The sequence below is a fragment of the Vibrio sp. 03_296 genome, assembly GCF_002265885.1.
Genome location: NZ_NPKW01000259.1, coordinates 1 through 395 on the forward strand (window position 1 = coordinate 1; position 395 = coordinate 395).

1 pseudogene is annotated in these 395 nt (G+C 47.1%); it reads right to left on the bottom strand.

What is annotated here, in order from left to right:
- Nucleotides 1-99: 99 nt before the first annotated feature.
- Nucleotides 100-395 (bottom strand): annotated as a pseudogene (locus CIK04_RS23820) (hypothetical protein); the annotation flags it as partial.

A 395-nucleotide genomic window follows, 5' to 3' on the forward strand; every position in this document is an offset into this window, starting at 1 on the left:
CTTCGCAAACAGCAACACAGTGTGGGCAACGGGCGATAACACGCAGCGCAAACAGTGCATCTTGGAGTGACTTGATTAATGCTTTCAATCTACCACGAATTACAAGGGTTTAAAGTGCGAACTTGTCTCAACCGTGCAAACAGTGATCCTCATGGCATAATGAGTGAAGCATTTTTGTCGAGTGAGCAAATATTCATCATCACCCCAGATTTTGTGTGCAAGTAGATACCACAACATGGCCATCATAGTCGTTCTTGGTTGCCATGCTTTAACCCCCTCAATCCACACCTCAACCTCGTCAATCTCGCGAAGTTGGCAGTAACGGCAGACCATTTCGAACCAATCTTCACCGGAGAGCTGAATGGTCAGGGTTAAATCCAAGCGAGGATCCGCCA